19 protein-coding genes and 1 pseudogene are annotated in these 25662 nt (G+C 35.7%); 9 read left to right on the top strand and 11 right to left on the bottom strand.

Annotated features, from left to right (window positions below; genetic code table 11):
• Positions 1-172 precede the first annotated feature (172 nt).
• The 5 genes from CJ191_RS01540 to CJ191_RS01520 all read left to right on the top strand — a co-directional run bounded on the left by CJ191_RS01540 (position 173) and on the right by CJ191_RS01520 (position 4662).
• Entirely contained in the window at positions 173-838 is a 666-nt protein-coding gene (locus CJ191_RS01540) for an ABC transporter ATP-binding protein (protein WP_070467785.1), read from the top strand.
• Entirely contained in the window at positions 831-1601 is a 771-nt protein-coding gene (locus tag CJ191_RS01535) for an ABC transporter permease (protein WP_070467786.1), read from the top strand. Before CJ191_RS01540 ends, CJ191_RS01535 begins: the two co-directional genes overlap by 8 nt.
• Before the next feature lie 174 nt (positions 1602-1775).
• Entirely contained in the window at positions 1776-2537 is a 762-nt protein-coding gene (locus tag CJ191_RS01530) for an acyl-[acyl-carrier-protein] thioesterase (protein ID WP_070467787.1), read from the top strand.
• Positions 2538-2557: 20 nt separating this feature from the next.
• Positions 2558-3493: a type I pantothenate kinase gene (gene coaA, locus CJ191_RS01525; protein ID WP_102198776.1), complete on the top strand. Its 936-nt coding sequence runs from the start codon at positions 2558-2560 to the stop codon at positions 3491-3493.
• 14 nt (positions 3494-3507) lie between these two features.
• Positions 3508-4662, top strand: coding sequence for an AI-2E family transporter (locus tag CJ191_RS01520; RefSeq protein WP_102198775.1), 1155 nt, complete (start codon positions 3508-3510; stop codon positions 4660-4662).
• A gap of 86 nt (positions 4663-4748) precedes the next feature.
• On the opposite strand, the gene CJ191_RS01515 is transcribed toward CJ191_RS01520, so the two are convergent.
• From CJ191_RS01515 to CJ191_RS01485, 7 genes and pseudogenes are all read right to left on the bottom strand, one after another.
• A complete protein-coding gene (locus CJ191_RS01515) occupies positions 4749-6578 on the bottom strand; it encodes an ABC transporter ATP-binding protein (RefSeq protein WP_308409769.1) in 1830 nt (609 codons plus the stop codon).
• Entirely contained in the window at positions 6571-8310 is a 1740-nt protein-coding gene (locus CJ191_RS01510) for an ABC transporter ATP-binding protein (protein ID WP_070467790.1), read from the bottom strand. Before CJ191_RS01510 ends, CJ191_RS01515 begins: the two co-directional genes overlap by 8 nt.
• 146 nt (positions 8311-8456) lie before the next feature.
• Positions 8457-10088, bottom strand: a complete 1632-nt coding sequence (locus CJ191_RS01505; RefSeq protein WP_102198774.1) for an ABC-F family ATP-binding cassette domain-containing protein — start codon at positions 10086-10088, stop codon at positions 8457-8459.
• 136 nt (positions 10089-10224) lie between these two features.
• Positions 10225-12384, bottom strand: a pseudogene (locus CJ191_RS01500) (RNA degradosome polyphosphate kinase); the annotation flags it as partial.
• Positions 12385-12423: 39 nt separating this feature from the next.
• Positions 12424-13977 (bottom strand): Ppx/GppA family phosphatase, encoded by a 1554-nt coding sequence (locus tag CJ191_RS01495; RefSeq protein ID WP_070467793.1) that lies wholly within the window; start codon positions 13975-13977, stop codon positions 12424-12426.
• A gap of 205 nt (positions 13978-14182) precedes the next feature.
• Positions 14183-15076, bottom strand: coding sequence for an SDR family oxidoreductase (locus CJ191_RS01490; RefSeq protein WP_102198772.1), 894 nt, complete (start codon positions 15074-15076; stop codon positions 14183-14185).
• 37 nt (positions 15077-15113) lie between these two features.
• Positions 15114-15992, bottom strand: a complete 879-nt coding sequence (locus tag CJ191_RS01485; protein WP_102198771.1) for a Cof-type HAD-IIB family hydrolase — start codon at positions 15990-15992, stop codon at positions 15114-15116.
• Between the two features lie 167 nt (positions 15993-16159).
• Between CJ191_RS01485 and CJ191_RS01480 the strand changes: the two genes are divergently transcribed.
• A complete protein-coding gene (locus tag CJ191_RS01480; protein WP_070467796.1) occupies positions 16160-16840 on the top strand; it encodes a uracil-DNA glycosylase in 681 nt (226 codons plus the stop codon).
• A 3-nt stretch (positions 16841-16843) separates the two neighbouring features.
• On the opposite strand, the gene CJ191_RS01475 is transcribed toward CJ191_RS01480, so the two are convergent.
• Entirely contained in the window at positions 16844-17305 is a 462-nt protein-coding gene (locus tag CJ191_RS01475; protein ID WP_070467797.1) for a BlaI/MecI/CopY family transcriptional regulator, read from the bottom strand.
• A gap of 390 nt (positions 17306-17695) precedes the next feature.
• Here CJ191_RS01475 and nrdI point away from each other — a divergent pair, with 390 nt between their 5' ends.
• The 3 genes from nrdI to nrdF are packed head-to-tail and all read left to right on the top strand — an operon-like array spanning position 17696 to position 21235.
• On the top strand, positions 17696-18067 hold the full coding sequence (gene nrdI / locus CJ191_RS01470; RefSeq protein ID WP_070467798.1) for a class Ib ribonucleoside-diphosphate reductase assembly flavoprotein NrdI: 372 nt from the start codon (positions 17696-17698) through the stop codon (positions 18065-18067).
• Positions 18048-20231 (top strand): class 1b ribonucleoside-diphosphate reductase subunit alpha, encoded by a 2184-nt coding sequence (nrdE, locus tag CJ191_RS01465; RefSeq protein WP_070467799.1) that lies wholly within the window; start codon positions 18048-18050, stop codon positions 20229-20231. Before nrdI ends, nrdE begins: the two co-directional genes overlap by 20 nt.
• A 32-nt stretch (positions 20232-20263) precedes the next feature.
• Positions 20264-21235, top strand: a complete 972-nt coding sequence (gene nrdF / locus CJ191_RS01460) for a class 1b ribonucleoside-diphosphate reductase subunit beta (RefSeq protein WP_070467800.1) — start codon at positions 20264-20266, stop codon at positions 21233-21235.
• A 62-nt stretch (positions 21236-21297) separates the two neighbouring features.
• Here the strand turns inward: nrdF and CJ191_RS01455 are convergent, their stop codons facing one another.
• From CJ191_RS01455 to recU, 3 genes are all read right to left on the bottom strand, one after another.
• Complete coding sequence (locus tag CJ191_RS01455; RefSeq protein WP_070467801.1) at positions 21298-22245, bottom strand: alpha/beta fold hydrolase; 948 nt, start codon at positions 22243-22245, stop codon at positions 21298-21300.
• Positions 22246-22511: 266 nt separating this feature from the next.
• Positions 22512-24947, bottom strand: a complete 2436-nt coding sequence (locus CJ191_RS01450) for a transglycosylase domain-containing protein (RefSeq protein WP_102198770.1) — start codon at positions 24945-24947, stop codon at positions 22512-22514.
• Positions 24948-24977: 30 nt separating this feature from the next.
• Positions 24978-25586 (bottom strand): Holliday junction resolvase RecU, encoded by a 609-nt coding sequence (gene recU, locus CJ191_RS01445; RefSeq protein WP_083272745.1) that lies wholly within the window; start codon positions 25584-25586, stop codon positions 24978-24980.
• Between the last annotated feature and the right edge of the window lie 76 nt (positions 25587-25662).

Raw genomic sequence — 25662 nt, 5'->3', positions numbered from 1 at the left:
TCTATAAATTGTAAAACTTATTAGTTTCATTATAACGTATTGTTTATATTAAGCAATATTTTCTTATTTCATACTTGTTAGCTAATTCTAGTTTCCAAAAAACAGAGAATTATCACAAATATGCAATAGTGTATGATAGAATATTCATGTAAGTAAAGGAAGGATGAATCATATGGAAGGAATAGTAACTTTCAATCAAGTAACCTTTAAACCAGGAGAAGATTATTTATTAAAAGATATGTCTTTTACAATTTATCCAGAAGAAATGATACGGATAGAAGGCGCTTCAGGTAGCGGTAAAAGTACTTTGTTACGATTAATTGCAGCTTTAATTCCTAGTAGTTCTGGGGATATCACTTATTTAAACCAACCGCTGACAAAAGTATCTTATCAAGAATATCGACAAAATATATCTTATGTGGCTCAAAACCCGCATTTATTTGGAGAAACAATCCGCGATAACTTTGAACTAGTTTTTAAAGCGCGCGAGCAAGATTTTGATGAAGAATTAGTTTTAAATTATATGAAAGACTTTGGATTGGCCCATATTGGTTTAGATAAGTCTATCCACAAGATTTCAGGCGGTGAAAAACAGCGAGTTGGGCTAATTAGACATCTTATTTTTCCGCCAAAAGTACTTTTATTAGATGAAATCACTTCATCCCTAGATGAAGATAATAGAGCGTTGGTATGGAAAATCTTAATGGATTACAAAGCAGAGCATAAAATAACGGTTATTTGGGTGAGTCATATCGAAGATGGCTCTATTAGTCCAAACCGGATTGTGCATATTTCCCAACAGCAAATATCAATTGAGGAGTGTAGTAGAAATGACTAATGCCTTAACAATAACACCAACGACCCTAGCTTTTTCATTTATTTTAGTTGTAATTGCTGTATTCATTTCATATAAAGAAAAACTTGGATTAGAAAAGGATATTCTTTGGGCAATGTTGCGTATGGTTGTTCAACTTGTCATCATTGGATACGTCCTTACTTATATATTCCAAATTCATTCATTCATAGTAACAGCACTGATTATGATTTTTATGATTGTAAATGCAGCTTATAATTCCGGTAAACGCGCAAATAAGATACCAAATGCTTTTAAAATATCATTAATAGCAATTATTGGTGGGGTGGTAACTTCTATTCTTGTCTTGGTAATTTCAGGATCTATACAGTTTGTACCAGCACAAATTATTCCGATAACAGGAATGTTAGTTGGTAATGCTATGTCTGTAATTGGTTTGGCTTTTCGTAATTTAAATAATGAGTTTTCAAAATCTCAGCAAGAAGTAAACGAACAATTAGCACTAGGTGCATCTATTAAATTGGCATCTACTAGCATTTTAAGAGAAGCAATCAAGGCTGCTATGCAACCAACTATTGATACTGCCAGAACCGTAGGATTAGTTTTATTACCAGGTATGATGACTGGGATGATGTTAGCTGGTGCTGTACCACTAAGTGCAATCATGTATCAAATTCTAATCTATTTTATGATGGTTGCTACTTCAGCTATTACTTCTATGATTGCAGTTTACCTAGCCTATCCTCATTTTTATAGTGAATATGGTCAATTACAAATCCCATCATAGAAAGATGGAAAGGGTTAGAACGATAAGTTTCTAGCCCTTTTTACGTTACTACATAGGTCCAGATTAATGTTTTTATGCTAGCTTAAAATGTGAAATATACGTATAATAAGAGTTATGTTATTGGAGGATAGTATATCGAATGATACGGTTTGAAATTATCAAGGAGGTAAAAGAATGGGTTTAGTATATCAAGAGTTAATTAAAGTACGTCATTACCATTGTAATGCTTTAGGAGAAATGACACTTCCTGCTATCTTGGATATTATGTTGATTGCATCTAATAATCAAGAAGAAACCATTCCTGAAGCGAAAGAAGGTTTTCGTGAACAGGGGTGGGCTTGGATTATTACGCAAAATCAAATAGACATCAATCGTTTACCACGTTACAACGAAGAGATCATTGTAGAAACTGAAGCTACTACCTACAACAAATTTTTTAGTAAAAGGCATTATGCCCTAAAGTCAAAAGACGGCTTAGTGTTAGCGCAAGCAGAGACAACTTTTGCCCTAATTGATCTAAATCACCGGTCTATTGTCCGTATCCCAGAAATAGTTGCAGAATGGTATCAGGTTGAAAAAGAAGTAAAGGCCAGTCGGCGGAAACGGCTAAACAAACAAGTTAAAGTTGACTCTAAGGTTAATCGCTTTGAAGTAAAATTTTTGGATATAGATATGAATAACCATGTAAATAATACAATTTATTTACGTTGGATTACGAATTCATTAGGGATGGACTGGTTTGAAAAATATACTCCGATTAATTATACAGTTGCCTATGAAAAAGAGATGTATCTACATCAAGAAGGAAAAGTGCACTCAGATTTATCGGCACTATCGGATTCACTTAATACAGGCGATACATTTGTTACGCAACATGTAATCGATAGTGAAGATAATGCCCATTGCTTAACAGAAATTACATGGCAGGTTAAATAACCAGCTAGTTTGGAGTAACAATGCAAGTAAATAGAGACTATTATATTATAGAAAGAATGGAATGGAATCAATATTTAAAAGAGCTAGATGAAGAGTTTGAAATTAAGTTGACTAACGAACAATTGGATCGTTTAACATCTCTAAATGATTCTCTATCTTTAAAGGATGCTAACGAGGTTTATAAACCCTTGACACAATTGATTTCTATTTATCGAGAAAATTATAAAAACTTAGAAAGAAAACGGTCTAATTTCTTTGGTATTACTGGTGAAATTCCGCCATTTATCATTGGTATAGCAGGGGGCGTTGCGGTTGGAAAAAGCACAACTGCACGTTTGCTAAAGTTATTTCTAGCTCAAGCCTATCCGGATTTGAACGTAGAATTAATAACCACAGACGGATTTTTATATCCAAATGCTGTACTTGAAGAAAAAGGTTTAATGGATCGAAAAGGATTTCCAGAATCATATGATATGGACGCTTTAGAAACATTTCTAACGGATGTTAAAAGCAACAAGAAAAAAATATCATATCCTAAGTATTCACATTCTATATATGACATTGTCAAAGATGAAGTGAATGTTTTACAAGATCCACAAATTTTAATTGTTGAAGGCATTAACGTTCTCCAAACTACTGAGAACAATACTGTTTATATGAGTGATTTTTGGGATTTGTCCGTATATGTAGATGCTGAAGAAGAGCAAATTGAAGAATGGTTCTATCAACGGTTTAATTTATTGTTAGACCAAGCAAAAGACTCACCAAATGATTTTTATTATCAATTTACTCAGGTACCATCTGAAAAAGCTATGGCAAGGGCTGAATACACATGGCATAATATTAACTTGATTAACTTGAAAGAATATATTTTACCAACTCGTAATCGAGCGAATATCGTTATTCATAAGGAAAAAAACCATTATATTAATGAATTATGGATTAAGAAATATTAGAAAGCAGGCAAATAGTGAAGAAAAAGTTTACCTGGCGAAGAATCGTCAGCTTAATGTTTGTAGTCATAGTTGGCTATTGGACAATGAATAATTTTAATATCATTAAAGGAATGATAGATTCTGTTATTTCAGTGACTTTGCCATTCTTATTAGGTGCTGCTTTGGCTTTTATCCTCAATTTACCTTTGAAATTTTTTGAGAAATACATGACCAAGTGGGTTGGGAAATATTATACCTGGTATAGAATTGTTGGTATATTATTCGGCTATGTGATTATTATAGGTATTATTGTTTTCATTATCTTTTTAGTTTTACCAGATTTGCAGGACACATTAGGGTCTTTCATCAGCCAAGTACCTTCAGAAATTAACAAATTATATTTAGCTATTAACCAATATATTGTAGATAATCCACAGATACTTGAGACTGTGAACCAATTAAATGTGAATACAGATCAGTTACGTGACCAGTTATTCTCTATGGTTCAAACTTTTACTTCCGGTATTTTGGACACTACTATTAGCATGGTTGGTAATTTGGTAAGTGGGGTATTTAATACTTTCGTAGCGATTATTTTTGGAACCTCCATCCTTTTTAAGAAAGAGACATTGGCTAGACAATTTAAAATGATCATTTATGGTACCATGCCTAAAAACTGGGGAAACTTTACTGTAAACCTTGTATCTGAAGCTAATGAGACCTTTAGTCAATACGTTTCTGGACAAGTGGTGGAAGCAGGTATTTTATTAGGACTAGTATTCATTGGTATGACTATCTTCCGTTTTCCATTTGCTTTATCGATTTCTGTGTTAACGGGAGCGATGGCTTTAATCCCTATCTATGGTGCTATTATGGGAGGGATAGTCGGCTTTTTCTTGATTGCGGTTGTGGATGTTGTACAAGCTATTTGGTTTGTGGTTTTCATTATCGTTGTACAACAAGTTGAAGGAAATATTATTTATCCACGTGTTGTAGGAGGATCAGTAGGATTACCTGGTATTTGGGTATTATTCTCAGTAACAGTTTCAGGTGCATTCTTTGGATTAGCGGGTATGCTACTTTCCGTACCCATTTTTGCCTTATGCTATAAACTTGCATCTGCCACAATTAATTACAACTTAGAACAAGATAATATTAAAGTAACTACAAAAACGAATAATATTCATTAAAAGAAAGACCAATAATAAAAAATAAAAGGACGATGACTCGCTTTGGTCATCGTCCTTTTGATATTATAAATTTTATTCATAAAGCATTAAGAATAACCCATAGAAACATCCATAGGTGTTTCTTCAGAGAATTGACTATTATATAAGTCGGCATAGAAGCCACCTGCAGCCATTAATTCATCATGGGTACCATGCTCAGTAATATTCCCTTGTTGCATTACAAGAATTAAGTCAGCGTCACGAATAGTAGACAAACGATGTGCAATAACAAAACTCGTTCTACCTTCCATTATTTTATTCATCGCTTCTTGAATCAATTTTTCTAGACGCGTGTCTACCGATGAGGTAGCTTCATCTAGAATTAGAATATCTGGGTCGGCAATGACAGCTCGGGCAATTGTCATCAACTGTTTTTGACCTAAGGAAATATTGTTTGCTTCTTCATTAATTTCCATTTCATAACCACCCGGTAAAGTATTGATAAAATGATCAACGTTCGCAATTTCTGCTGCTTCTTGTACTTCATAATCATTCGAATCAAGTTTACCAAAACGGATATTTTCTAAAACAGTATCTGTATATAACCAAGCATCTTGTAGTACCATACCAAAGTGATTACGTAATTCACTTCTTGTCATGGATTTAGTTGGTACACCATCAATTTTAATAGCGCCAGCATCTACGTCATAGAACCGCATCAATAAATTGATTAAAGTGGTTTTACCAGCACCGGTTGGTCCAACAATAGCTACTGTTTGACCAGGTTCAACCTTGAAAGAAATATCATTCATTAATGGTTTTTCTGGATCGTAACCAAAGCGTACGTGATCAAATTCTACAGCACCCTTAACTTTTGCTGGTAGATGACCGGTAACTTCTTCTTGGACCTCATTTTCTTCTGCTAAGAAGTTAAAAACACGATGAGCAGCAGCTAATGCGGATTGTAAGACCCCACTTAGCTGAGTAAGCATTTGGATAGGTTGGGTAATTTGTATTACATATTGCACTAAGGCTTGTAAATTACCTACTGTCAACTTACCAGCAAGTGTATATAAACCACCAGCCAGGGCTGTCGCGACGTAACCTAAATTACTTACAGTATTTAAGAGTGGCATCATAAGAGATGATAGGAAGCTGGCTTTAAAACCATAGTCACGTAATTGTTGATTACGATGTTTAAACTCTTCCACAGATTCTGCTTGACGACTGTAAACCTTAATTTCTGTGAATCCAGATAACTGTTCTTGTGTATAGCCAAATAAGTTACCCAAGGCATTTGCTTGGTTCTGGAAGGCTGATTGGGATTGATTAATAATTAGTTTAGCGAAAAGGTATGACAATGGAATAGTAGTTAGAATAATTAACGCCAAATGCCATTGGATTAAAAACATCGAAACAACTGCAAATGAAATCCCCAAGATAGCATTTACAAATTGAATAAATGATTGTTGTAATGCGTTAGTAATTGAATCAATATCGTTAGTCATTCGAGACAAAATGTCCCCGGTAGGATGGCTATCAAAATAGGAAACAGGCATTTGATTCGCTTTCTTAGCAACATCATTACGTAAGTCGTAAATAGCATTTTGTACCACGTTTGTTAGCCAATATTGACCTAAATATTGACCGGACCAAAAGAAACAGCCACGGATAAAATATAGTAGGGCAATATAACCAACATATTGGAAATTAATACTTGCACCCGGTACTTGGTTCATAATATCTACGACATTACTGGTTAATTCAGTAATAGCTAAACCTAGTACAAAAGGCTCTAAAACACCAGCAATATTCATCCAAATAGTGGCAAGCATTGCTAATATAAACTGACCCTTATAAGGTCTGATATATTGCCATAGATTGCTTAAAATTTCCTTCGTTGGAATTTCTCGTTTTTCAATTTCTGTATTAGCCACGATTTAATTCCTCCTCACTTAATTGAGATGATGCAATCTCATAGTATAACTCTGAAGATTTTAGTAGTTCTTTATGTGTTCCACGAGCAGCCACTTCACCTTCATCAAGAACGATGATTTGATCGGCATGGATAATAGAACTTACACGCTGTGCAACAATAATTGTTGTCGCATTCTTCGTTTCATCTTGCAGGGCTTGACGAACAGCTGCATCAGTCTTGTAGTCCAGAGCTGAGAATGAGTCATCGAAAATATAAATCTCTCGCTCTGCAATGATTGAACGCGCAATAGAAAGCCGTTGTTTTTGACCACCAGATAGGTTAGCACCACCTTCATCTAAGTGTGTTGCGTATTTTGTTTCTAGGCGGTTAATAAATTCAGAGGCTTGTGCCACGTTGGTAGCTCGGTCTAAATCCATATCATCGGCATTATATTTACCATAACGTAAGTTTTCTGCGATATCTCCAGTAAATAATAAGGCTTTTTGCGGGGTATAACCAATTTTTGCTCGTAAGGCATCTAAATCATAATTACGTATATCAATGCCATCGATTAATATTTGTCCCTTAGTTACGTCGTAGAAACGCGGAATTAATTTAACGATAGTTGATTTACCTGATCCAGTTGAACCAATAAAGGCTACTGTCTCACCAGGCTTTGTTTTAAAGGAAATATTTCTCAAAACTGGCTTAGAAGCATCTGGATAAGCGAAATCGACATCGCGAAATTCTAGGGTACCAAATTCATCAGTTTCAGTAATGGCAACTTGTGCATCAGGTGATGCAACTGTAATTGGCATATCCATTACTTCCTCTAACCGGCCAGCGGATACTGCAGCACGGGGATACATCATAAAAATATTTGCGAACATGAGTAATGAAAACAGTGCATGGAAAACATATTCGATGAAGGCAACCATAATCCCTACTTGCATAGTACCTTGTTCAATTAAACCTGCACCGAACCATAGAATGGCGATGATCACAGTATTTAGTAGTAAAGAGAAAGCAGCCGGTGTAATCGCAATCGTTTTGAATAATTTTCCAGATTGTTTTTTGTAGGAGTGGTTGACATCTTTGAAGCGCCCCTCTTGGAATTGCTCGTTGTTAAAAGCACGAATTACCCGTAAACCAGTGATATTTTCTCGCAGAATGCGATTAATATTATCTAAACTTGCCTGTTGTTTTTCAGAAATAGGTAACGTATATTTGGCGATAAAAATAACTAATAAGATAATAATGATCGATACAGGAATAACGTAAATACCTAATGCTGGTGAAATGGAGAAGATCATTATAATAGAGAAAATTAGCATCATAGGAGATACCAAACCTTGTTTTAAAGTCATTTCCATAAATTGTAAAATCACGAAAGCATCGGTTGAAATACGTGTCGTTAATGATGCGACCCCTAATTCTTGAAATTCATGATGGGATAGACTTTGCATTTTTTGGTAAGCATCATTTCGGATGTTCATTACCATATCATTGACGATACTAGAAACCGTGTACGCAGTAAGTGTTCTAGAAACTAAGGCTAATATTACCAAGCCCATCATTAGCCATGTATATCGCCACAATAAAGGGATGTTCCGTGTAATGATTGCATTATCAATCATCTGTGCTAAAAGGGTAGGCAGGCCGATCATAACAGCAGCAGTACCAAATGTAGCAATCAGTGTAATAAATAATTTACCAGGATATTTTTTTATATATTGCCAGATAAAATTCAAGTGTTCTCCTCCTTAAAATATTTTTACTGCTTTTAAATTAGGAATTATAGCTAGAGTGAATAAAAGGCAGACCGAAACCGGTCTGCTTTTATCAGTTTGGCTGATGGCAAAAGATTATAGCTCTCTTTCTTTTGTCATCAGCTCCTTTATTCAGCGTATAATTTTTTGATGCGGTCTTGCACATCTTTATTTTCTAAGAATTCTTCATAAGTTGTATCCATACGGTCAACTATACCATTTGGTGCTACGTGAATGATACGGTTAGCAATTGTTTGGATAAACTCTCGGTCATGAGAAGTGAATAATTCTACTTCTTTAAATTTAATTAATCCTTCATTTAAACTCGAAATAGATTCTAAATCTAAGTGATTTGTTGGATCATCCATTATTAAGACATTTGCTTTGGATAACATCATTTTAGATAACATACAACGAACACGTTCTCCACCAGACAAAACATCTAAGTTTTTGTTTACTTCATCACCTGAGAAAAGCATGCGCCCTAAGAACGAACGTAAGAAAGTATTATCTTCCTCTTCTGGACCATTAGCAAACTGACGCAACCAGTCTAGGATACTTTGTTGACTATTTTCAAATTCATCAGAGTTATCACGGGCTAGGTATGTTTGGCTAGTAGTGATTCCCCATTTGTATGAACCTGAATCTGGTTCCATATTACCGGTGATGATTTCCATCAGAGCAGTTGTAGAGACATCATTACGAGAAACAAAAGCAACTTTATCTTTAGGACGAATAATAAAAGAAATATTGTCTAATACTTTTACGCCATCTATTGTTTTAGAAATGTTCTCTACTGTTAGGACATCATTACCAATTTCACGCTCTGGTTCAAAACCTACGAATGGGTATTTACGACTTGAGGGACGAATATCGTCCAACTCGATTTTTTCCAATGTCTTCTTACGAGATGTGGCTTGTTTTGATTTAGATGCGTTGGCAGAGAAGCGAGCAATAAAGTCTTGTAATTCCTTTATTTTTTCTTCTTTTTTCGCATTTGCATCAGCTTGTAGTTTAGCTGCTAATTCTGAAGATTGTTTCCAGAAATCGTAGTTACCAACATAAAGTTGGATTTTCCCATAATCTACATCACAGATATGTGTACATACTTTATTTAAGAAATAACGGTCATGGGAAACAACTAATACAGTATTAGGGAAGTTGATGATATATTCAGCTAACCATTCTATGGTATCTGAATCTAGACCGTTTGTTGGTTCATCTAAAAGTAAAACATCAGGTTCACCGAATAAAGCTTGTGCTAGTAAAACTTTTACCTTTTCCTGTTCGGCTAATTCACTCATCGTTTGGTAATGCATGTCTTCATCAATACCTAAACCACGTAATAATTGTGATGCTTCACTTTCAGCATCCCAACCATTCATTTCAGCGAATTCAGCTTCTAATTCACCAGCGCGAACACCATCTTCTTCTGAGAAGTCAGCTTTAGCATATAAAGCATCTTTCTCCTCTCGAATATCGTATAAACGCTTATTACCCATGATTACTGTGTCTAAAACGGTACATTGTTCAAAACCAAAATGATTTTGACTTAAGACTGATAGACGTTCATCTTCTCCCATTGATACGTTTCCGGTTGTTGGGCTTATTTCTCCAGATAAAACTTTTAAGAATGTAGATTTACCTGCTCCATTAGCGCCAATAATGCCGTAGCAGTTTTCTGGAGTGAATTTTAAGTTTACTTCATCATACAATTTACGATTCGCAAATTGTACACTTACATTATTTACAGTTAACATCTTGATCCTCTTTCTTCCGTAAGATTCATGGCGAAAAACGCCTAACCATACTCATGGTACATGATTAGCACCCTTGAATCAAATACATTTGAACCAAAGGTACTATTTTTATTTTAGATAACGAATAAATATCTCACTATTTTTTATTTAAACGGTTTTGTAAGCGTTCAAACCAAGTCATTTTACTCTGAGGAGCCGATGTTCTAGCTTGATCACTCTCGTTTTGAGCCTTTTTCATGAAGATTCGTTGGGAATCCACTGGCGCTAAATCGTTTTGCACATACTGATATGTACAATCAGGCAATTTGAATCGAGCCTTGGTATTATCCTCAAGATAGACTTTAAGAATTTCCATAATCTCGTTATGTATTTTTTTATCTAAAATTGGGAATTCGATTTCCACTCGGCGTATCATGTTTCGAGTCATCATATCCGCTGATGATAAAAATAATTTTTCATCACCATTATTATTAAACCAGTAAATTCGGCTGTGCTCTAAGAAACGACCAATAACGGAAAGAACAGTAATGTTGTCTGATACCCCTGGAATTCCAGGTACTAAACAGCAAATTCCACGAATAATTAAATCAACCTTTACACCAGCTTGACTTGCTTCATATAATTTTTTAATGACATCTTTTGAAGTGAGCGAATTCATTTTAGCGATAATATGACCATTACCATAAGCCTTATGCATTTGAATTTCATCTTCAATATCTTCAATGTAGTTATCACGGATTGCGAAAGGTGATACGTGTAGGTAGTGGTAGTCAGGTTGGTTAGAGTAGCCACTTAAGTAGTTGAAGAAATCTGTTGCGTCTTCTGCAATCCCTTCATTGGTTGTGATGATCCCCATATCAGTATAGAAGCGAGCCGTTTTATCATTATAGTTACCTGTTCCAAGGTGGACATAACGGTAAACGCGACCGTTCTTTTGTTTAACCACCATGGCAATTTTCGAATGGGTTTTTAAATGCGTTTTACCATAAATTACATGACAACCAGCTTCTTCTAATACTTTTGCCCATTGGACGTTATTTTCTTCATCGAAACGTGCTTTTAATTCTACTAACACGGTAACTTGCTTTCCTCGTTCTGCAGCTGTTTTCAAGGCAGAAATAATAGGCGAATTAGATGATACCCGGTATAATGTCTGCTTGATTGCTAAGGTATGTGGATCGTTAGCCGCATCTTGGATAAATTCAACTACAGGCTTAAATGAATCATAAGGGTGGTGCACAAAAATATCGCGTTTTTCAGCTAATTTGAATAAGTTAGAGGTTTGTAACTCACTAGGGTAAACAGGTTTAAACGGTTCATAACGTAAATTAGGGAAATAATTCTCTAAAATATCAATGGCATCACCAAGACCAGTTAGATCAAGTGGCCCATTCACGAAGTATAGGTCACGTTCTAGTAAGCCCAATTCTTCCAATAGGTATTCGATGTCTGCTTGGACATAGTCTTGATCATGGTCATCATCTTGTTGAATTTCAATACGAACGGCCATACCATTACGTCGTTGTACTAAATAGTCTTCAATAACTGTTAATAAATCTTCCGCACCATCTTCTTGAATGTCCAAATCGGCATTACGAGTTATACGGAACAAGAAACTGGATTCAATAGTGTAGCCAGTAAATAAGGTTTCAATAAAGTTTGAAACGATATCTTCTAAATTAATGAGATAGTGTTTACCATCTTCTTCATAATGGTAGTAGCGGTTTACCAATTGCGGAATTGGCACAATGGCTACTTGCTGTTCACCTTCGCGACTTAAATTCACAAATATATGAATTAATTTGTTATTCAAGCTTGGAAAAGGGCGATAAGCATCGATACCAAGTGGGGTAAGCGTTGGGTATATCTCGTTAAAAAAGAATTTTTTCATTTTTTCTTGACGATGCATTGGCGCTTCATTGAAGGGAATAAAGTGAATATGATGTTTTGCCACTTCTTTTTTCAAATCTTGGTACAAGGCATATTGATACTCATTGTTTTCATGATTCTTTTCAGCTATTGCAATTAACTGCTGTTCAGGCGTCCATTGCTTTTTACTATCTAATTCATTCACATTTAAATGGTACTGGTCTTGTAATCCAGCGACACGAACCATCATAAATTCATCTAAATTTGAGGTTCCAATACTTAGAAAATTTAAACGTTCTAGTAAGGGATTTCTCTCATCGGCAGCTTCTTGTAATACCCGATGGTTAAAACTTAACCAAGATACTTCTCGATTTTCATAGTAATCAGGGTTATCAAGATTGTATTTGATTTGTTCAGTCATTTTCGTATTCTCCTTCTTATTAAACTATGGAGAGTTTAGTAACTGTTAAATAATGGCCCGATATGAATTTGCATGTATAAATTCTAAGGTTATATCTTTACCGATAGCCCGTTCGATGTGTTTCTTTTGATCTTCAGAACGATAAACTTCGGATAATAATTCTCCTTGGTAGAATACACGTAGAATTAAGTGTTTGCCTTTCATTACGGTATCCATACTTTTTACAATATTATTATGAGAATCATTTAGACATTCAGCAAACTTGATCAGTCCTCCAATATTTTGAAGGTTTTCCATTTGTTTATCGTCTAGCATTTCTCCATAGCTAGTTAAATATTGGTCAAATAAAGTTTTATTTTTATATGAAGCTAAAATGGACAGTGCTAATCTTTCAGGGTGAGAGAATCCATTTAAATTAGAATTGGAAAGTAGGTAAAATGTATGTTGAGAAGCATTTCCTGGTTCGATCATTTCGCCAAGATTATACAAATATGCACCGTAGTTCATTAATTCTAATTCATGGTCACTCCAATTAAGATAGCCGTCCTCACTTAAAGCAGTATATAGCTGGCGTGCAATTACCATACGTTGTGCAGAATCGGACATTGAAAATTGATAAATACTAGATAAGCGCTCGACACTTTGTTGAGCGACGTGGTGAATATCAAATGCTGCACGATATTTCTCTTCTAGATATTCGTAAACAATCCCTTCACGTAAACCTTGCTGTGAAAATTTAAATATGGAGGCGTTCACTGTATCAATGAGTTCTTGGAAAACAATTGTTGCTGGTATGATAATGTCTGCTCGATTAGAAGATAAGCCTTCTAATTTGAGCATTTCTTTCATTGATGAATCGACAAAGGTATCAAAGACCTGATCAATTTGATTAGGCTTCATTGTATATTCATGTAATCCAGCCATCCCATAATTTGATTGCATCTGATGGACACGCGCAACATTACGTGCAGAACCACCAATAGCAAAGATAGGTAAATCTATATTTTCAAAAAAGGGCTGCTCAGAAAAAGCTTGGCGAACAAATTTACGAGTTTCTTTAATACTTTTCGCATCATTAAAGTCTTTTCCGCTAAAGAATTTTTCTTGTAAAGATACCGCACCAAATGGGAAAGAATAGGCTTGAACCAACTCTTTATCTTTAAAAAGTGTTATTTCTGTTGAACCTCCGCCAATATCAATGGTGACCCCATCTCTATCACTCATTGAATGAATAACTGCAGAAAATCCATAATAGGCTTCCATTTCTTCCGGTACTAATTCAATTGTAACGCCAGTTTTTTTCTTCACTTGATGGATGATGTCATCTCTATTCGCAGATTGTCTAATGGCTGCAGTAGCTTTAGGTAAGATACGGTCAACTTTAAGAATGGCAGCTTCTTTTGCAAATGCGCCAATAATTCTAGCTAAGGTATCAATACCTTCTTGTGACATCTCATTATTATCGTTTATATATTGAAAAATCCGTGCGGGAATTTTAATATTTTGAATCTCTCGCATGGCTAAATTATCTTCGACTTGAAAGACAACAAGGCGAATAGAGTTTGAACCTATATCAATCAAACCAATTCGTTCTTTCATAATTATTGTGTCCTTTCGTTTCTCTTGGGTTACAGTAACAACTAAATTTAAATTTATCTTAAGTTTAGTATAACGTAATTTTTATAAATCTGAAATAATATATCTTGAATACTAGAGTGCTATTTTGACAATATATGCCTATATTCATTTTGAAAAAAAACGAGCAAGGCCATGGGCTTTACTCGCTTATTCTTTGGAAAACTTTTTATAAATGTACAGCTTTGCCACCCGTAGCGCCAAATACTTGAGAAGTAACATAAGATGCAGCATCGGAGGCTAGAAATACATATAAACTGGCCATTTCAATAGGTTGACCGGGACGTCCCAATAGGGTGTTTTGACCAAAATCACTTAAGTCATTATTTGGACGGCCACCATCCAATTGTAGAGGTGTCCAAACGGGACCAGGAGCGACGCCGTTTACTCGTATGCCTTTAGGTGCAAAGTATTTACTTAAGGAAACAGTTAAATTATTAATCGCACCATTTGAAGCAGCATAATCTAGGAAGAAAGGACTTGGATCAAAACCTTGTACAGACGAAGTGGTGATGATTGAAGCTCCTGCTACTAAATCTTGTTCAGCTTCGCGGACGATTTCATAAATTGAAAATAGCTTGACATCAAAAGTCTCTTTTACCCGATCAATCGTTAGATCTTGTAGTTGCTGTATAGCTACTTGTTCACCCGAATTTAAGACGAGAATATCCACTGTGCCAAGAAAATCATGTGCTTTTCGATAAGCTTGACTCGCTTGGCCACTCTCTCTGAAATCAGCAGGAATTGCAGAAAATTGGCCTGGCTCTTTTTGTAAAATCCCCAGGGTATCTTCAACATCTTTTTCTTCACCAGGCAAGTATTGAATAACAGCATTTGCACCTTCTCTGGCATAAGCAATTGCAACAGCTCGACCAATACCAGAATCACCTCCGGTAATAAAAGCATTTCTATCTTTTAACCGATCGTTACCTTGATATTCATTTTCACCAGTAATGGGTTGTGGATCCATTACTTGTTCTAACTGAGGATGTTGATGGGCTTGTTCAGGAAACGCTTGATGATAGTAAACAGTACGAGGATCAGTTAAATGTTTTTCGTTCATTAGCTACCTCCGATAAAGACTTTATTATAGTTGTTCATTATTGACTATCAGCTAATTTTAAAGCATGATAAATCGCATTCGCAACACCGTCATCATAGTTACTAGTTGTTTCATATTTTGCATGTTTTTTTACTTCAGCTTCTGCATTGGCCATGGCATATGAATAGCCTGCAGCTTTTAACATTGAGACATCATTAAAGTTGTCACCCACTGCGACTACGTTATCAATGTGATAACCATGATCTTGACAGTATTTTTCAATGGCTTTTCCTTTAGTACCGTCCGCATGATTAATTTCAATATTATATTTGAATGATGATGTGATATGAGTATCAGGATATAGCGCACCAATTTCTTCTGCTAGTGGTTTGATCGTGTTGTCTGGGTCAGCATCTACAAAGGTAATTTTAATGATGGCTTGACCTTCCTCAGTTACTAACGTCCGTAAATCCTCACGATATTCAATTGTGGTAACCTCATTTGACTGTGTTGCACGTGTTCTTGCTTCTTCTAAAGACATTTGGGGATTCATACCATGAATAAGTTCTGTAATCGCTAATATACGTTGTTCACGCGAAGAAGAATATACATTTTTACTGGTCATTGCTTCCATATAATATCCAGCTTCATACCCCTTATCTAGAATATCGAGAGCAGTTTGATCTTCAATATCTACTTCATACTCTACCTTACCATTACGGTCAAAAAGGATCGAACCGTTTAAACCAACGATAGGACAACGAATACCTGCTTCGTCTAATTTTACTTTAGCCTCTGTAAAATTACGACCAGTACATACAACAAAAGGAATCCCCTTATTATATGTATGCATTATTGCATCAATATTCTCTTGTGGAATATCCATGTGTTCATCTAATAGCGTGCCATCCATGTCCGAAACTATCAATTCAATCATTTATAAGCTCCTATCTCAATTAAGTTAACTTTAGTTTAACATGGTCAATTTAAATTCACTAGTCAAACGGTATGTTCGTTGGTTAGGATTAAACTAAGTCAAACACATTCATTATGCTGGGAAGTGCTATAATATAAGCTATATAAAAGAGAAGGGTAGTAGATGTTATGACAAGTTTTGGTAAACTGCCAAGTGATTGGGCAAGAGAGTTAGCACCAGTACTCACATCTGAAACGTTTAGAACGTTTGAAAAATTTATTGCAGCAGAGTATAAAAAAGGGCCGGTTTATCCGGACCCAATGAACATCTATGCAGCTTTTGAACACACACCTTTTAATCAGGTAAAGGTAGTCATTTTAGGACAGGATCCTTACCATCAACCCGGTCAAGCTCAAGGTCTAAGTTTTTCAGTGGCAAAAGGGGTAAAAATCCCTCCATCGCTTCGCAATATTTATAAAGAACTGGAAGCAGATTTAGCTATTTCCCAGGTAGATCATGGCGATTTGAGAGAGTGGGCTGATCAAGGCGTTTTATTATTAAATGCTGTATTAACGGTTCCAGATAGTCAGGCAAACGCCCATAAAAGTAAAGGCTGGGAGCTGTTGACCGATGCAGCAATAGAGGCGTTAAATGATGCCCCAAAACCAATAGTTTTTATTTTATGGGGAAATTCAGCAAAAGCAAAAGCGCGTTTAATTGATACAAATAAGCATTATATTCTAAGTTCAGTCCATCCCAGCCCTTTATCTGCTTCACGTGGATTCTTTGGAACCAAGCCATTTTCCAAGGCGAATGCGTTACTCGTTCAGTCTGGCCGTACGCCAATTAATTGGCAATTATCTGAATAAACATTAATGTGTGTCTGGATGATGTATACATTGTCCAGGAGTACAATGACAAGTTACATGGTCAACGTAGGTTGCTTGGTCTAAAGCAGTTAGGATATTATCTTTCATCCTATCGTCTAAAATGGATGCTTGAATCAGTGCAGAGATGACTTTATCGGCATCTGTATTGCACCATCCATTCAATAATGTCTTGGCTTGATGTTGTAATGCCGTATCTTCATCTATGGCTGGTCGATAAATAAACGATTTACCATTTTTAACAGTCTCTAGCCAGCCTTTTTTACTTAGACGACCAATAAGGGTTTTTATAGTGGCCGGTTTCCAGCCTTTTTTATCTGCTAAGGAAGCAATAATAGTGCGGGAGTTGGTTTCTTTTTGAGCCCACACCACACGCATAATTTCCCATTCTGAAGCAGACACATCTTGAAAATCATGACTTTTAGGATTTGTTTTTGCTGTTACCATTATTTACTCCTTTCGATATGTGCCTTAACAGTTAAAGATTACGTTTGTAAATGATAAAAATCAAGTCATAGTCATTATGTTTAGGGATAAAACATTTTTTGTATAATTTAAGACATAAACTCAAAAGAAATTTACAGACAAAAGATTTAGTTGGTGGCAGATTTGCCGATAAAAATATTTTTACCAGGGAGAAGAACTAGCTTAAATGGTGGCTTATTCTAGTGATTGTATTTTATAATGACTCTTGGCTTAGTTGAGAATAAATGTTTGCAGAAAACAAACCGTGGTTTAATATAGTTGAAATCTAACAAAAAACCATATATAGTTGTATATAATAGAAATGCACCACTACATGTAGTGGTGTCATTCTTTGATTAGGAGGAATGTGATGTGAAGATTGTGTATATGTCCTTAACAGGGCAGACACAAAAGTTTGTAAATAAACTTGAAATGGATAGCCTTAGAATTACAATGGATAATGCTTTTCAAGAAATAAGCGAACCCTATATCGTGATTGCTCCAACTTATGATATTGAAGTAACCGAAATATTGAATGATTTTATTGAAACTGGTCAAAATCTATCGTATTTAAGAGGCGTTTGTGGTTCAGGGAATTTAAATTTCAATGAACTTTATTGTTTCACTGCAAAAGATTTAGCAAAAGCGTATAATGTACCTTTGCTATTGACTTTTGAATTTCAGGGAAATATGAACGACGTAACAATTTTGAAAGAAAAGGTGAATGAAATTGGACCAACCTAAAGCAGTAGTACAAGATAAAGAAATTACATATTTCAAGTTAAATAATGAAGTTAACCGTCCACTTGATGGGAAAATTCAAATTGAAAAAGATCAAGAAGCGGTTCGTGCTTACTTTTTAGAGCATGTAAATCCAAATACAGTGTTCTTCTATACTTTAGATGAAAAAATTGACTATTTAATCGAAAATGACTATTTAGAAGAAGACTTTTTAAACTTATATAATCGTGATTTTGTTAAACGTTTGATGCAAGAGACGTATGACTTTAAATTCCGTTTTAAATCATTTATGAGTGCTTATAAGTTTTATACACAATATGCACTTAAAACTAACGATGGTAAACGTTACCTAGAACGCTACGAAGACCGTATTGTATTTACTGCCTTATACTTAGCAAACGGTGACGAGCAAGTTGCGAGTGATTTACGTGATGAAATGATTAATCAGCGTTACCAACCTGCAACGCCTACTTTCCTTAATGCAGGTCGTAAACGTCGTGGTGAGTTAGTTTCATGTTTCTTAATTCAAGCAACAGATGATATGAACTCAATCGGTCGTACAATCAACTCAGCGCTTCAACTATCTCGTCTAGGAGGTGGAGTAGGGGTTAACTTAACGAATATTCGTGCTGCCGGTGATCCGATTAAGAAAATTGAAAATGCATCTTCAGGAATTATTCCAGTAATGAAATTATTAGAAGACTCATTCTCATACTCTAATCAACTAGGCCAACGTAACGGTGCGGGTGCTGTATACTTGAGCGTATTCCACCCGGATGTGGTATCTTTCTTATCTGCTAAAAAAGAAAATGCAGACGAAAAAATTCGTGTGAAAACTTTATCATTAGGACTAGTTGTACCTGATAAGTTCTATGAGTTAGCAGAAAAAGATGAAATGATGTACTTATTTAGTCCATATGATGTTGAGCGCATTTACGGCAAACCATACGCTTATGTTAATATCACTGAAGAGTACGACAACTTAGTAAACAATCCTGAAATCAGAAAATCTAAAATCCGTGCGCGTGATTTAGAAGATGATATCTCTAAATTACAACAAGAATCTGGTTATCCGTATATCATCAACATCGATACTGTAAATGATCAAAATCCGATTGATGGAACGATTGTGATGAGTAACTTGTGTTCTGAAATCTTACAAGTTCAACGACCTTCAATCATCAATAATGACCAAACGTTTGAAGAATTAGGAACAGATATTTCTTGTAACTTAGGATCAACAAATATTAATAACTTAATGCATTCACCAGACTTTGGTAAGTCTGTTGAAACCATGGTACGTGGGTTAACTTACGTTACTGATGCATCATCGATTGATGTAGTGCCTTCTATTAAGAAAGGGAATGACTTAGCACATACAATTGGATTAGGTGCTATGGGACTACATACTTACTTTGCTTTAAATGAAATGTACTATGGTTCTCCAGAATCAGTAGAATTTACAGATAAGTATTTCTTATTATTGAACTACTATACTTTAGTTGCTTCAAATAAAATTGCTAAAGAACGAGGTGTAAGTTTTGATAACTTTGAAAACTCAACTTATGCAACGGGTGAATATTTTGACAAATATATTAATGAAGCGACAACTTTTGAATTTGAAAAGGTAGCTGCATTGTTTGAAGGTATTCATATCCCAACACAAGAAGATTGGAAAGCATTGCGTGCAGCAGTACAAGAACATGGTTTATACCATCAAAACCGATTAGCAGTTGCACCGACAGGTTCAATTTCTTATGTAAATGAAACGAGTTCAAGTCTACATCCAATTATTCAATTAATTGAAGAACGTCAAGAGAAGAAAACTGGTAAAACATACTACCCAGCACCATTCTTAAACAATAAAACATTACCTTATTACCAATCTGCTTATGATATCGATAACCGTAAAATTATTGATATCTACGCAGCTGCTCAACAACATATTGATCAAGGTATGAGCTTAACCTTATTCATGCGTTCAGATATTCCAGCAGGTCTATATCCATGGAAAGAAGGCCGTACAAGCAAGATGACAACGCGTGATTTAAATATTTTACGTCGTTATGCATGGAAACGTGGCATTAAATCTATTTACTATGTACGTACGTTTACAGATAATAACGAAGAAGTTGGGGCTAACTACTGTGAAAGCTGTACTATTTAATCCGTAGAAATTGTAGTAAGGAAGGAACATACATGACGAATTTTAATGAAAATCCTTATATCGCTATTAACTGGAATGATATTGAGGATATGATTGACAAGTTAACATGGGAAAAGTTAACAGAACAATTCTGGTTAGATACACGTATTCCATTATCAAATGACTTAGATACATGGCGTACACTATCAAGTGAAGAACAAGATATGATTGGAAAAGTATTTGGTGGGTTAACCTTGCTAGATACTTTACAATCTGAAGATGGCATACAATCATTGAAGGCATCAATCCGTACTCAACATGAAGAAGCGGTATATAATAACATCCAATTTATGGAAAGTGTCCATGCCAAATCCTATTCATCAATTTTCTCAACATTGAACACACCTAAAGAAATTGACAAAATCTTTGCTTGGACACGTGAAAATGAATTTATTCAATATAAAGCTAACCGTATTAATGATATTTATCAAAACGGTAATGACTTGCAAAGAAAAGTAGCCTCTGTCTTCCTAGAGTCGTTCTTGTTCTATTCAGGATTCTACGCACCTTTATGGTATTTAGGTAATGGTAAATTACCTAACGTTGCTGAAATCATTAAATTGATTCTGCGTGATGAAAGTGTCCATGGTACGTATATTGGTTATAAATTCCAAATTAAATTCAACCAATTATCAAAAGAGGAACAAGAAGAAATGCAAAACTGGGCATTTAGCTTACTATACGAATTATATGAAAATGAAGCGAAATTCAGTGAATATATTTACGATGATTTAGGTTGGACAGAAGATGTGAAAATCTTCTTACGTTATAATGCGAATAAATCCCTTCAAAATCTTGGTTTTGATCCGTTATTCCCTGATACAGCAGATGATGTAGACCCAATTGTAATGAATGGTATTTCTACGGGAACATCTAACCACGACTTCTTCTCGCAAGTAGGTAATGGTTATTTACTTGGACAGGTAGAAGCTATGTCAGATGAAGACTATCATAAGTGGACTTAATGAAAAACAGTAAAAAGCACGCTTGTCGAAAAATGACAGGCGTGCTTTTTAATAATGTGCGTTTATTTAGAAGATGTTTTAAGTTGTTTTTTAAACCAATTGTTAATCATCTGATATACAGGCTTTGTATTACCATACATTAAGCACTCATGACCTCTATCTTCAAACATCATGATGGTGGCATCTTCGAAACCAGCACGGATCAGTTCTTTGGCTAGTTTTTGGGTTTCTTTTCCGCCATTGATCAAAGGATCGTTACGACCAGCAATAATAGCAATTGGCAAGTCTTTACGGATATTTCGGGTCCATGAAGTTATTGTTGCTTTATGGGCAATTTTGACTAATTCTGCAAATCCATTATTAGTAAAAACAAAGCCGACTAGGGGCCAATCGCGTTCTTCACCATTATTAGGTGGATACCAATATTCTGGATACGAATTAGCAACGCTAGGATCATCGGAGAGACCGGTACCAAATAACTTTTGATGAATATAATAATTATAAGCGTCAGGATGAAGGATATTTAAGATTGGTGCCAAGGCAGCACCAGTTGCGAATAAAGGACTATTTGTATTAGTTCCGCTAAGGAGGACACCATCAATTTCTTGGCTATATTTTCCAAGATATAAACGAGTAATATAAGCACCCATAGAGTGACCGAGGATATAGTAAGGTAAATCTGGATAATGTTCTTTTGTTTTTTGAACTACACGATGTAGATCTTCAACCATAATATGCCCAGCATCTGTTGTACCAAAATAACCTAGGCGGTTGTGTTCCTTAGCTAGCCCGCCATGTCCAATGTGATCATGAGCAATGACTAGAAAATTTTGCGCTATAAATGACTCTGCTACTTTTTTATAACGGCCACCAAATTCTGACATCCCATGGACAATGTGGATAATGGCCTTTGGATATTCTGCTTCTTGCCATGCATAAACTGGGATGTAAGGGCGGTCTTTTGATGCAGATGGAATGGTTACGGTATCGTAGTAATCTAGTGCAAACATAATTTCCCCCTCTTTTTGTTTGATTATTTCTATTATAAAGGCTTCATTTAAAAAGCACAATAAATAGAAGGTGAGACAATAGTCGTTTAGAATTGACGTACTGAACCAAAAGGCGAACAATAATGAAATGTTATTGGAGACATTTGGGCAGTATCGGACAATGCTGACTTTTGGCACCCGATTATAAACGTTCTTATATAGCAAAGAGAGGCTGAGACATTTTTTGTCCCAGCCTCTACAATTTATTATTTAGAGATCATGATTAATTAGGCAGCTTCATCTTCACCTATAGTATCATCAGAACCTGCTGGACTTGATACTGATGAAGAAGCACTTGGTTGTTCTTCAGGTATAGATTCGGAAGTTGAAGAATCCACTTCACTTGAAGGGGCCTCCACTTCTGAACCATCACTCTCACTTGATTCAGATGTTTCAATATCAGAAGAACTTGATTCCTCCATCGATTCTTCAACTGATGATAATGCACTTGAACTTGACGATGAAGCAGGTGAATTTGAGCTGCTAGAAGATACACGACTAGAAGACGACGATGATTGAACAATCGCATTTCCAGATGCTAGCCAATTTTGATAATCCTTATAAAGGCTATCATTTGCTAAACCAGTTAACACCTGTGATGAAGGTGTCGCATTAGTTGGGAATTCATCTGGTATTGCATCTTTAACTAATTTCACTTCATGTACTGAATCAGGCTGTACCCAATCCGCATTTTCTGAAGTAGTGGATAGGTATCCCATAATAGCTTGGTATAGATAACTTACGATATATCGATCTGGTCCATCAATATAACCGACCTCATCGGTAGAGAATGGGTTATCATAACCAGTCCAAATTGATAGGGCATAATCAGTTGTATAACCTGACATCCAGGTATCCGGTACAGCACTTGAGTCAACACCGAGTTCAGCAGCTTGCTCTTCTGTATAGTTGGTGGTACCAGACTTACCTGCTTCAGCTAGACCAGCTGTATGGTAGTTAGTAGATAATCCGTATGCAGTATCCGTGAAGTTATCTTTGAGCATATCGGTTACCATATATGCAGTGGACTCATCCATTGCTTGATTGCTTGTTGAATCAATAGTAACTTCTTCACCATCTATCGTTGTGAAATAATCAACCGCACGTGGCTGGTTATATTCACCATAATTACCTAAAGTAGCAAAGGCAGCACTTAATTGTAATGGTGTAATCTCACCACCAATAGCATTTGATTCGTAAACACCATTTCCGTCATTTAACACAATGCCCATACTTTGTAGGAATTCATTTACTTGTTCAGTACCTACTTCTTGCAGTAGTTTTAAAGCTGGAATATTACGTGAACCAATTAAGGCTTGGCGAAGTGTAATAGTACCTTGATATAAGTTATCCCAGTTGTTAATTTCATCACCACTTGAGAATTCGTGTTCCTCATCTTTAATAGAGGATTCAGTTGAATAATTCAGATACTCTATAGCCGTTGCATAATCAGCAAATGGTTTAATTGATGAGCCAACACTTCGTTCTAACTGAGTTGCGCGATTATATGATAGTTGCCCATCTTGATTACGGCCGCCATAAAGGGCGAGTATATGTCCTGTTTCAGTATCTACAAGTGAAGCCGCGGCTTGCATATTATCGTTTGTGAAGAAATAACCATCTTCATCCTCGATCGTATTGTAGATTTCAGTCATCGCATCCATATCTAGGTGTGTATAGATTTGTAAACCATCTGAATACATATCATACCCAGCTTCTTCCACTTCAGCAGCAACTTCTTGAATATAAGCATCTAGCATAATTGCCGTTTGTGTTTCAGCAGTAGATTCACTTTCGATATCTAATAGGCCTTCATCGATAGGCGTTGCAACAGCTTCGTCATATTCTTCTTGGGTAATTTTTTCATTATCTAGCATTTCAGAAAGTACAAGATTTCTTCTCTCTAAAGCAGCCTCAGGTTCAGAATATGGATCATAAGCATTTGGTGCCTGGGGCATTCCGGCTAGTAGGGCGGTTTGCGCTAAAGATAGTTCACTTAATGATTGACCATAATATACTTCAGCAGCAGTACCCATACCATAGACACCATTCGCCATATATACTTTATTAATATAAAACTCAAAAATTTCTTGTTTAGAATAGTCTTGTTCTACTTGAATTGCTAACCAAATTTCTTGCACTTTTCGTTTATAGGTCTGGTCCTCTTCATTCGTTGAAAAAGAGGTCAATTTAACCAATTGCTGGGTTAGGGTTGAACCACCTTGTGCTATCCCACCCGCCTTTAAGTTAGCTAAAAATGAACCTGCTATACGAATAGGATCAAAACCGTTGTGCTTCATAAAACGGCGGTCCTCAATAGATATTACAGCATCAAATGTTTGTTGTGAAATATCATTTTCGTCAACAATTATACGATCATTTTGACTTGTTTCATAAACGACATTACCTTCGTTATCATATACACTTGATGCAATCGTGCCATACAAATCTTCTTCAGAAATTGAAGGGCTATCAGAAATCCATAAAAAAGCAATAATGGAAAGGGCAACCCCTATAGCTACACCTAGTCCAACAATCCCAATTAAAATCTTTTTCCAAAGGGCCATACCAGAACGGTTTGACGAGCTTCGCTTGCGTTGATTTTTCTTAGACGATTTTCTATTGTTTTGACTTCGTCGTCTTGAGTTTTGATCTTGACTCATGTTTATCACTCCTAGTAAGTTTGTTTAATTTTAATCACTCACTGCTATCATTTTATCCACTGCTGCTAAATAGTCAATTTGGGGTTGGTAGCCCATATCTACTGAAAAACCTTTAGTTTGAATTTTTTTCAAAGGGATTGCAGTGATATCGTTAGCTAAAAAATTTGTCCAATCTTCTAATAAAGCAGTAATGGGATATACATAGGCTTCATGAAGTTCTTTAAATAGAAATATGACAAAACAAACACCACCATGCTTGGCACAATTTGTCATGTGATCTATTTGATGCTGATGAATATTATGAAGAGGAAATTTAGTTTTAAGGTTAGTTTGTTTAGCCTCGAAATCAAGATACTTTCCTTTGTAAATACCATTGTAGTCTGTTGTGGAAGCAGATTTATAGTAAGCCTCTGTTATTTTTGCACGACTTCTTTTTGGGTAGTCAACTGACACAACTTGAACAGGTGTTGGCTTTTTGTGAATAACAGCTTTATCACGCAATAAATACCACTGGTTGGTCTGATTAATCATTTCTTCTAACTTCATACCACGTTTAGCAAAGCTTGACTTCCCTTTAGAAGCTGGGGATAGGGAATGTTTTGTCTGATTATGGTAGATTTTACCATTAGGATATCTCATGATGCCCTCCTTTAGATATGGTCATTATCTAAGAGACCATATTTATTCTATTCTATCCTATTTGTCCTTTGTACAA

The organism is Aerococcus viridans (assembly GCF_002871935.1).
Lineage (GTDB): Bacteria > Bacillota > Bacilli > Lactobacillales > Aerococcaceae > Aerococcus > Aerococcus viridans_B.
Note: the sequence above shows the minus strand (reverse complement) of the source record. Positions and strands in the feature narration are given on the sequence as shown.

Bases quoted from the DNA above. Each gene is read 5' to 3' on its own strand.
- CJ191_RS01540 (WP_070467785.1), top strand. From the start codon at position 173: ATGGAAGGAATAGTAACTTTCAATCAAGTAACCTTTAAACCAGGAGAA.
- CJ191_RS01535 (WP_070467786.1), top strand. From the start codon at position 831: ATGACTAATGCCTTAACAATAACACCAACGACCCTAGCTTTTTCATTT.
- CJ191_RS01530 (WP_070467787.1), top strand. From the start codon at position 1,776: ATGGGTTTAGTATATCAAGAGTTAATTAAAGTACGTCATTACCATTGT.
- coaA (WP_102198776.1), top strand. From the start codon at position 2,558: ATGCAAGTAAATAGAGACTATTATATTATAGAAAGAATGGAATGGAAT.
- CJ191_RS01505 (WP_102198774.1), bottom strand. From the start codon at position 10,088: ATGTTAACTGTAAATAATGTAAGTGTACAATTTGCGAATCGTAAATTG.
- CJ191_RS01495 (WP_070467793.1), bottom strand. From the start codon at position 13,977: ATGAAAGAACGAATTGGTTTGATTGATATAGGTTCAAACTCTATTCGC.
- CJ191_RS01490 (WP_102198772.1), bottom strand. From the start codon at position 15,076: ATGAACGAAAAACATTTAACTGATCCTCGTACTGTTTACTATCATCAA.
- CJ191_RS01485 (WP_102198771.1), bottom strand. From the start codon at position 15,992: ATGATTGAATTGATAGTTTCGGACATGGATGGCACGCTATTAGATGAA.
- CJ191_RS01480 (WP_070467796.1), top strand. From the start codon at position 16,160: ATGACAAGTTTTGGTAAACTGCCAAGTGATTGGGCAAGAGAGTTAGCA.
- CJ191_RS01475 (WP_070467797.1), bottom strand. From the start codon at position 17,305: ATGGTAACAGCAAAAACAAATCCTAAAAGTCATGATTTTCAAGATGTG.
- nrdE (WP_070467799.1), top strand. From the start codon at position 18,048: ATGAAATTGGACCAACCTAAAGCAGTAGTACAAGATAAAGAAATTACA.
- nrdF (WP_070467800.1), top strand. From the start codon at position 20,264: ATGACGAATTTTAATGAAAATCCTTATATCGCTATTAACTGGAATGAT.
- CJ191_RS01455 (WP_070467801.1), bottom strand. From the start codon at position 22,245: ATGTTTGCACTAGATTACTACGATACCGTAACCATTCCATCTGCATCA.
- CJ191_RS01450 (WP_102198770.1), bottom strand. From the start codon at position 24,947: ATGAGTCAAGATCAAAACTCAAGACGACGAAGTCAAAACAATAGAAAA.
- recU (WP_083272745.1), bottom strand. From the start codon at position 25,586: ATGAGATATCCTAATGGTAAAATCTACCATAATCAGACAAAACATTCC.